The organism is Streptomyces hygroscopicus subsp. hygroscopicus (genome assembly GCF_001553455.1).
Lineage (GTDB): Bacteria > Actinomycetota > Actinomycetes > Streptomycetales > Streptomycetaceae > Streptomyces > Streptomyces hygroscopicus.
The window spans coordinates 25,624-34,693 of record NZ_BBOX01000304.1; the positions used below are offsets into that span (position 1 = coordinate 25,624).

Genomic DNA, 9,070 nt, shown 5'->3' on the forward strand with positions numbered 1-9,070 from the left:
GACTGGACGGCCTATCCTCTAGGCCATGTCGTCCGCCGATTTGATCCGCATCGTCTCCCGTTCCTCCCCCATGGCCCTCGCCCAGGTCGAACGGGTCCGCACCGAGCTGGCCGCGCTGCGGCCGGGTATCCGCACCGAGGTCGTACCGGTCACCACCTCCGGCGACCGGTGGATGGGCGATCTGTCGAAGCTCGGCGGGAAGGGGGCGTTCACCAAGGAGGTGGACGCCGCGCTGCTGGCGGGCGAGGCGGATCTCGCGGTGCACTGCATCAAGGACGTGCCCGCCGACCGTCCGCTGCCCGCGGGCACGGTCTTCGCCGCGTACCTCAAGCGGGACGACATCCGCGACGCCGTGATCCACCCCGGCGGGCTGACCCTGGACGAGATGCCCGAGGGGACCCGGATCGGCACCTCCTCGGTCCGGCGCGTCGCCCAGCTGGCCAACACCCACCCGCATGTGGAGTGTGTGCCGATGCGCGGCAACGCCAATCGCCGGATGGAGAAGCTGGACGCGGGCGAATGCGACGCGCTGATGCTGGCGGTCTCCGGGCTGGAGCGGATCGGCCGTACGGACCGGATCAGCGAGATCCTGCCCGTGGAGACGATGTGCCCGCCGATCGGGGCCGGGGTGCTGGGGCTGCAGTGCCGGGAGGACGACACCGAGACCATCGAGGCCGTAGCCGGACTCGGCGACACCGACGCCTGGAAGGAGATCACCGCGGAGCGGATGCTGCTGCACGTGCTGCAGGGGCACTGCAACTCCCCCATCGCGGGATACGCCAAGGCGGAGCGCGACGGCCGGCTCTCGCTGCGCGCCCGGGTCTTCAGCCCGGACGGCAAGACGGTGCTGGACGCCCATGAGTGGGCGGGCCCGCTGGACCCGGCCACCCTGGGGACGTCGGTGGCGGTGGCGCTGCTGCGGCAGGGCGCCCGCGAGGTCATCGACACCATTCCGCACTGATCCCCGCTCCGGGTCGCGCTCCGGACCCCCGGCTCTGCGGGCCGGTTCGGACCCCAGCTCTCCGGGCCTGCCCGGGCCGCGGCGCTCCGGACCTGTCCGGGCCGCGGCGCTCCGGGCCGGTCCGGCCCCCGGGCCCTACCGCGCCAGCAGCCTCCGCCACACCGCCCGCGCCGCATGGTGCCCGGACATCCCGTGCACCCCGGGCCCCGGCGGAGTGGCGGAGGAGCACAGGAAGACCGCCGGGTGGGCGGTGGCATACGGGACGCGGGCGAACTTGGGCCGGATGACCGTCTGGAGGCCCTCGAAGGCGCCGCAGCCGATGTCGCCGTCGATGTAGTTGGCGTTGCGCGCGGCGAGTTCGGGCGGTCCGGCCACCGCGCGGGCGAGGACCAGATCGCGGAAGCCGGGGGCGAAGCGCTCTATCTGACGCTCGATCACCTCCGTGGCGTCGCCCTGCCATCCACTGGGCACGTGGCCGTAGGCCCAGAAGGTGTGCTTGCCCTCCGGGGCGCGGGAGGGGTCGAAAAGCGTCGGCTGGCTGGTGATCAGGAACGGTACGGAGGGATCGCGCCCCTCGACGGCGGCCCGCAGTGCCGCGCCGATCTCACCGGAGGTGGGGCCGATGTGGATGCTGCCCGCACGCCGGGCGTCGGGCGCGGTCCAGGGCACCGGGGCGGACAGCGCGTAGTCGATTTTGAAGGCGGCGGCCCCGTAGCGGTAGCGGCGGTAGGCGTTGCCGAGACCGGCGATACGGGCCAGGGCGCGCGGTGAGGTGTCGAAGATGTACGCGCGGGCGGGCGGCAGTTCATCGAGCCGCTTGACCTCGGTGCCGACGTGGATGGTCCCACCGTGTTCGCGCAGATACGCCCCCAGCGCGTCCACGATCGACTGGGAGCCGCCGCGCGGAATCGGCCAGCCGACCTCATGGGCCGCCAGGGCGAACATCAGGGCGGGGCCGCCGGTGCCGACCGCGCTGGGCGGCGCGATGGCGTGCCCGGACAGCCCGGCGAACAGGGCACGCGCCTTCTCGTCGCGGAAGCGGAGCGGCCCGGCGAGCAGCGCGGCGGGCTGGATCGCGTGCAGTCCGAAGCGGGCCCAGGTGACCGGGTCGCGCGGCACCCCGTTCCAGTGGGTGCGCAGCATGTCGGGGGCGAGGGTGGCCCAGGTGCCGAGGTAGGGCGCGATGAGCCGGCGGTAGGTACCGGCGTCGCGCGGGCCGAGCGACCTGGCCGTCTCGCCGACCGAGCGGGCCAGCACCGCGGCCGTGCCGTCCGGGAAGGGGTGGGCGAGCGGCAGTTCGGGGTGGAGCCACTCCAGTCCGTGCCGGGCCAGCGGCATCCGGGCGAAGGCCGGGGAGCCGATGGCGAGGGGGTGCACGGCGGAGCAGGAGTCGTGCCGGAAGCCGGGGAGGGTGAGCTCCTCGGTGCGCGCGCCCCCGCCGATGGTGTCCGCGGCCTCGAAGACCTCCACCGCGCAGCCGCGGCGGGCGAGTTCCACGGCCGCGGTCAGCCCGTTCGGCCCGGCACCCACCACTACCGCGTCGAGCATGGACGGCACGTCGGCCCCCGTTCGTGAGGAATCAGTGGAACGATCAGCCGGCGGCGGCCAGCAGGCCCAGGATATGCCGAACGGTCGCCTCGTCCCTGGCCGCCGTGAAAGGAAGGGCATTGCCCCCGGCGATCCGGAACGGCTCGCCGCCGAGCGTGGCGTGCGCCCCGCCCGCCTCGCCGACCAGCAGCAGCCCGGCGGCGTGGTCCCAGACGTTCTCCCAGGTGAAGGCGGTCGCGTCGAGCAGCCCCCGGGCCACGTTCAGATATTCCAGACCGGCCGAACCGCAGGGCCGCGCCGCAACTCCCGGCGCCCGCAGGCCCGCGAGGGCGCGCTTCTCGGCGTCGGTGGTGAAGTCGAAGTGGGAGATGGCGACATGGAGGTCGGCTCCGCGCTCCGGGGAGCCGCTGTGGATCCGCTCGCCGCCCAGCCATGCGCCCTGCCCACGGCGGGCTATGGCCATGTGGCCGAGCACCGGGGCGTAGGTCCAGGAGGCGAGGAGTTCCCCGTGGTGCGCGAGGGTCACCAGGGTCGCGAAGCCGGGGTCGCCGTGGACGAACTGGCGGGTGCCGTCGACCGGGTCCACGATCCATACCGGCGCGTCGCCGCCGAGGGCGGTGAGCATGGAGGGGTCGGCGTGCACCCCCTCCTCGCCCACCACCACGGAGCCGGGCAGCAGCTTGGTGAGGGAGGCGGTCAGATGCTCCTCGGCCTGCCGGTCGGCGGTGGTCACCAGGTCGTGCGGGCCCTTCTTCTCGACGATCTCATGGGCGGCGAGCTGCCGGTACCGCGGCATGACCTCGTCGGCGACCGCGGTGCGGACCGCCTCCTCCACCGCGCCGAGACCACCGGCGAGAAATTCTTCGATCATGCGCTCATCGAATCACGCCTCCGCGACGGCCGGTGGCGCGGTGGCTGCCGGACGGTGTCCCCGAGGTGAACGCATCGCCGTGCGGGCGGCGGCGCGGGCGGCGGGGCCCGCGCCGCGGGCCCCGCTCACGGGCGCGCACGACATGCGTTCGGCCGGTCACCGGGGTCCCCGGAGACCGGCCGACGGGACGCGACGGCGACCGGTCACCGAGGCGCGACGGCAACCGACCGACGGGGGCGCCACGCAACCGGTCACCGGGGCGTCACGACAACCGGTCACCGGAACGCGACAGCGACCGACCGACAGGGCGCGACAGCGACCGGCCGACGGGGGCGGCGGGCGGTCAGCCGGTGAGTGCGGGGATGATCCGCTCGCCGTACGCGTCGATGGTGCGCTCCTTCGCGTCGTGCATCGCGTAGACGGCGAACTGGTCGACCCCCAGTGCGCGCAGCCGCTCCAGCTTCTCGATCTGCGCCTCGGCGGGACCGAGCAGGCAGAACCGGTCGACGATCTCATCGGGGACGAAGGCCGTGTCCGGGTTCCCGGCGCGGCCGTGGTGCGCGTAGTCGTACCCCTGCCGGGCCTTGATGTACGTGGTCAGGGACTCGGGGACGGCGGTGGAGTGCTCGCCGTAGCGGGAGACCAGGTCGGCGACGTGGTTGCCGACCATGCCGCCGAACCAGCGGCACTGCTCGCGGGCGTGGTCGAGGTCGTCGCCCACGTACGCGGGGGCGGCGACGCAGATGGTGATCGCGTCCGGATCGCGCCCGGCCCCGGCGGCGGCGTCGCGCACCGCCTTGACCATCCACTCGGTCAGGAAGGGGTCGGCGAGCTGCAGGATGAACCCGTCGGCCTTCTGCCCCGCCAGCGCGAGCGCCTTGGGCCCGTACGCCGCCATCCACACCGGCAGCCTGCCGGCCTCGATCCAGGGGATGCGCACCGGGGTGCCGTCCACGACGGCCTCCCTGCCCTCCGCGAGGTCCCGGATGGCGTCGATGGCCGCGCCGAGGCGGGCGAGGGTGTTGGGCTTGCGGCCCGCCACCCGCAGCGCGGAATCGCCGCGGCCGATGCCGCAGACGGTGCGGTTGCCGTACATCTCGTTGAGGGTGGCGAAGGTGGAGGCGGTCACCTCCCAGGTGCGGGTGCCGGGGTTGGTGACCATCGGCCCCACGATCAGCCGCTCGGTCCGGTCCAGGATCCGGCTGTGGATGACGAACGGCTCCTGCCACAGCACGGCGGAGTCGAACGTCCAGCCGTAGCGGAAGCCGCTGTCCTCGGCCCGGCGCATCAGCTCCACGACGGCCGACGCGGGTGGATCGGTCTGCAGGACGAGTCCGAAGTCCATGCTCGCTCCCCGGCTCAGATGAGGTACTGACAGGTCTCGCGGGTGAGGAACCGGCCGTGCCCGGCCCGCCCGGTGTACTCCCTCCGGTCGATGACGGGAACGCCGCGCGACAGCACGGTCTCGACCTGCCCGGTGACCCGCTTGCCCTCGTACGCCGAGTAGTCGACGTTCATGTGGTGGGTCGCGGCGGACAGGGTCTGCTGGGCCCGCGGGTCGTAGACGACGATGTCGGCGTCGGCCCCGGGCGCGATGGTGCCCTTGCGCGGATAGAGGCCGAACATCCTGGCCGGGGTGGCGCAGGCGATCTCGATCCAGCGGCGGCGGGAGATGCGGCCGTCCACCACGGCCTGGTGGAGCAGGTCCATCCGGTGCTCCACGCCCGGCATTCCGTTGGGGATCTTGGAGAAGTCGCCCCGGCCCAGCTCCTTCTGCCCGGTGAAGCAGAACGGGCAGTGGTCGGTGGAGACCACCTGGAGGTCGCCCGTCCGCAGCCCCCGCCACAGCGCGGCCTGGTGCTCGACCGGCCGCAGCGGTGTGGAGCAGACGTACTTGGCGCCCTCGAAGCCGGGTTCGGCGAGGTTGTCGGCGGACAGGAACAGATACTGCGGACAGGTCTCACCGAACACCGGAAGCCCCAGGTCACGGGCGCGGGCCAGCTCCGCGACGGCCTCCTTCGCCGACACGTGGACGACATACAGCGGGGCGCCCGCCACCCGGGCGAGCTGGATGGCGCGATGGGTCGCCTCCGACTCCAGCAGCGCCTTGCGGACCTCGCCGTGGTGGCGGGGGTCGGTTCTGCCCTCGGCCAGGGCCTGTTCCACCAGCACGTCGATGGCGATGCCGTTCTCGGCGTGCATCATGATCAGCCCGCCGTTGACGGAGGCGCGCTGCATGGCCCGCAGGATCTTCCCGTCGTCGCTGTAGAAGACCCCCGGATAGGCCATGAACAGCTTGAAGCTGGTCACGCCCTCGTCCACCAGCAGGTCCATCTCCTTGAGCGAGCTGTCGTTCACATCGGAGAGGATCATGTGGAAGCCGTAGTCGATGGCGCAGTTGCCGCTCGCCTTGAGGTGCCAGGCGTCCAGCCCCTCGCGCAGGGCGTGGCCCTGCGACTGGACGGCGAAGTCCACGATGGTGGTGGTGCCGCCCCAGGCCGCCGCCCGGGTGCCGGTCTCGAAGGTGTCGGAGGCGAAGGTGCCGCCGAACGGCATCTCCATATGGGTGTGTCCGTCGACCCCGCCCGGGATGACGTACTTGCCGGTGGCGTCGATCGTGCGGTCGGCGGTCCAGCCCCGGGCGCATTCGCTGCCGGACGCGGCGAGGGCGGCGACCTTCCCGTCCTCGACCAGCACATCGGCGGCGGTCTCCTCGGCGGCGGTGACCACCAGTCCGCCGCGGATCACGGTACGGGACATCAGCTCGCGCTCCTTCCGGACCGGGCGCTCCTCAGCGCCGCCTCGAGGATCGCCGCGCCCTCCTCCGCCTCGGCGACGGTGAGGCTGAGCGGCGGGGCGATGCGCAGCACGCTGCTGTTGTGCCCGCCGCCCTTGCCGATGAGCAGCCCGCCCTCCCGGGCGGCCTCCAACACGGCGGCCGCGCCCTCGGGGGACGGACGGCCGGTGACCGGTTCGACCAGCTCGACACCGATCATCAGCCCCCGGCCACGGACCTCGCGCACGGTGTCCAGACCGGCGCAGGCGGCGCGCAGCCGCTCGATCAGCAGCCCGCCGACCCGGCGCGCGTTGCCCTGGAGGTCGTGTTCGACCAGGTGGTTGAGGTTGGCCAGACCGGCGGCCATGGTGATGGGGCTGCCGCCGAAGGTGGAGATCGAGTTGGCGTCCAGGCAGTTCATGACCGGGGCGGAGGCGACGACACCGCCGATCGACATGCCGTTGCCGATGCCCTTGGCGAAGGTGAGGATGTCCGGCGGCCCGGAACCGTCGTGTGCCTGCCAGCCCCAGAAGTGGTCGCCGGTGCGGCCCCAGCCGGTCTGCACCTCATCGGTGATCCACAGGATGCCGTGCCGGGCGAGCACCTCGCGGAAGGCGGCGAACAGCCCGTCGGGCGGGGAGGTGAAGCCGCCGACGCCCTGGACCGGCTCGGCGATCAGCGCGGCGACATTGCCGTGCGCCTGGCCGAGGACGTCCTCGAGGTCGGCCACGCACGCCTTGATGAACTCGCCGTCGGACAGCCCGGCGAACGGGCCCTTGGTGCGCACCGCGCCGTGTACGTACAGCGTCTGCAGCGGGGACAGGCTGGTGGGCGACCAGCCCCGGTTGCCGGTGATGCCGACGGTTGAGAAGGAGCGGCCGTGGTAGCTGTTGCGCATCGCCAGGATCTGGTTGGAGCGGCGGTAGGTGGTGGCGAGCAGCAGGGCCGCGTCATTGGCCTCGGTGCCGGAGGTGGTGAAGAAGACCCGCGCGTCCGGGATGCCGGACAGCGCCGCGATCCGCTCGGCCAGGTCGACCATGGGGCGGTCGAGGTAGAGCGTGGAGGTGTGCAGGATGCGGCCCGCCTGCTCGCTGATCGCCTTGGCGACCTCGGGCAGGGCGTGCGCGGTCATGGTGGTGAGGATGCCGCCGAAGAAGTCCAGGTAGCGGTTGCCCTCGGCGTCCCAGACGTGGCGTCCCTCGCCGTGGGTGATCTCGATGGGGCGCTGGTAGTAGACGGCGAGCCAGTCGGGCAGGACGGCCCGGTGCCGGGCGTACAGGGCCGCGTGGGGGCCGGTGGCCGCATCGGTCCCGGTGCCGTGGGTGACGTCGTCGCTCATGGCTTCACCAGCCCCTCGTAGGCGTCGGGGCGTCGGTCGCGGTAGAACGCCCACTGTTGGCGCACCTCGTCGATGAGGCCGTAGTCGAGGTCGCGGACGACCAGCTCCTCCTCCTTGTCGCTGGCCACGTCGCCGACGAACTGGCCGCGCGGATCGACGAAGTAGCTGGTGCCGTAGAAGTCGTTCTCCCCGTACTCCTCGGTCCCCACGCGGTTGATCGCGGCGACGAAGTACTCGTTGGCGACGGCCGCGGCGGGCTGTTCCAGCTGCCACAGGTAGGCCGACAGCCCGCGCGAGGTGGCCGAGGGGTTGTAGACCAGCTGCGCCCCGGCCAGCCCCAGCTCGCGCCAGCCCTCGGGGAAGTGCCGGTCGTAGCAGATGTACACGCCGATCCGGCCCACGGCCGTGTCGAACACCGGCCAGCCCAGGTTTCCCGGCTTGAAGTAGTACTTCTCCCAGAACCCCTTGACCTGCGGGATGTGGTGCTTGCGGTACTTGCCCAGGTACTGGCCGTCTGCGTCGATCACGGCCGCGGTGTTGTAGTAGAACCCCGACTGCTCGACCTCGAACACCGGCACCACGATCACCATGCCGGTCTCCCGCGCCAGCTCCCGCATCCGCCGTACGGTCGGCCCGTCCGGCACCGGCTCCGCCCACCGGTAGTGCTCCGCATCCTGCACCTGGCAGAAGTACGGGGCGCTGAACACCTCCTGGAAGCCGATCACCTTGGCGCCCTGCGCCGCCGCCTGCCGGGCGTGTTCCTCATGCTTCGCGATCATTGATTCGGTATCGCCGGTCCAGGTGGCCTGGACGAGAGCGGCACGTACGAGGTTGGCCATGATCAGCTCCTCAACCTGTGTCTACGCACGTAGAATCCGGCTGTGATGAACGTAGAAGCGCACTGACCACTCTGGCAATACCGCCGTCGTTACTCAACGACGACGATCACCTTTCGCATGGTGTCGGCCCTGGGGCGCTCACCTGGGCTGCTCGGTTTGGCTGGGCTGGTCGCCACCCGGCCGGGCCGCTCGGCGCGGTTGGGCCGGTCGGCGCGGTTGGGCCGGTCGGCGCGGTTGGGCCGGTCGGCGCGGTTGGGCTGATCAGCCCTGTTGGGCTGGACGGCTCGGTTGAGCTGATCGGCTCTGTTGGGCGGGACAGCTCTCGGCTCTGTTGGGCCGCTCGACGCGGTTGGGCTGGACGGCTCTCGGCTCTGTTGGGCTGATCGGCTCTGCTGGGTGCGGGTTTCGCCTCGCGCCTTCGGCGCCATTGAGCAGCGGGGCAGGAGGTGCCGGGCCGGGCACTCGCCGCCGGGCGCCGGGCCGGTGCGCGCGAGGGCCGGTGGCGGCTCCCGCGACCAGGGGCCAACGTCGACGCCGGACAGCAGGGGTGGGGTACCCCCTCTGAAAAACGCTTGACAAATTAGTTGCGCCAGATCAAGCGTTTTTGGGGGTAGGGGGAGGGCTGGTCTGCCCGCAGTCCGGCGGGGCCCCGACCACCGAGCACGGCAGCCGCCACCGGCGCCCACACCAACGGGCCCGGCGCCCGGCGGCGGCGCCGCGCCCCCCATCCCCCGCC

General features: G+C 72.2%; 7 protein-coding genes. 1 reads left to right on the forward strand and 6 read right to left on the reverse strand.

Annotation, left to right across the window (positions count from 1 at the left end):
- Positions 1-25 precede the first annotated feature (25 nt).
- Positions 26-961, forward strand: coding sequence for a hydroxymethylbilane synthase (gene hemC / locus AXW62_RS28065; protein ID WP_060946969.1), 936 nt, complete (start codon positions 26-28; stop codon positions 959-961).
- A 135-nt stretch (positions 962-1,096) separates the two neighbouring features.
- Here hemC and AXW62_RS28070 read toward each other — a convergent pair whose 3' ends face one another.
- The 6 genes from AXW62_RS28070 to AXW62_RS28095 form a co-directional block, all read right to left on the reverse strand.
- Positions 1,097-2,509, reverse strand: a complete 1,413-nt coding sequence (locus AXW62_RS28070; RefSeq protein ID WP_174556442.1) for a phytoene desaturase family protein — start codon at positions 2,507-2,509, stop codon at positions 1,097-1,099.
- 43 nt (positions 2,510-2,552) lie between these two features.
- Positions 2,553-3,380: an inositol monophosphatase family protein gene (locus tag AXW62_RS28075; protein WP_060946971.1), complete on the reverse strand. Its 828-nt coding sequence runs from the start codon at positions 3,378-3,380 to the stop codon at positions 2,553-2,555.
- A 343-nt stretch (positions 3,381-3,723) separates the two neighbouring features.
- Positions 3,724-4,725, reverse strand: coding sequence for a TIGR03842 family LLM class F420-dependent oxidoreductase (locus AXW62_RS28080; RefSeq protein WP_060946972.1), 1,002 nt, complete (start codon positions 4,723-4,725; stop codon positions 3,724-3,726).
- A 14-nt stretch (positions 4,726-4,739) separates the two neighbouring features.
- On the reverse strand, positions 4,740-6,143 hold the full coding sequence (gene hydA / locus AXW62_RS28085; RefSeq protein ID WP_060946973.1) for a dihydropyrimidinase: 1,404 nt from the start codon (positions 6,141-6,143) through the stop codon (positions 4,740-4,742).
- Complete coding sequence (locus AXW62_RS28090; RefSeq protein WP_060946974.1) at positions 6,140-7,495, reverse strand: aspartate aminotransferase family protein; 1,356 nt, start codon at positions 7,493-7,495, stop codon at positions 6,140-6,142. The genes hydA and AXW62_RS28090 overlap by 4 nt, the downstream gene beginning before the upstream one ends.
- A complete protein-coding gene (locus AXW62_RS28095) occupies positions 7,492-8,334 on the reverse strand; it encodes a nitrilase-related carbon-nitrogen hydrolase (protein WP_060946975.1) in 843 nt (280 codons plus the stop codon). Before AXW62_RS28095 ends, AXW62_RS28090 begins: the two co-directional genes overlap by 4 nt.
- Between the last annotated feature and the right edge of the window lie 736 nt (positions 8,335-9,070).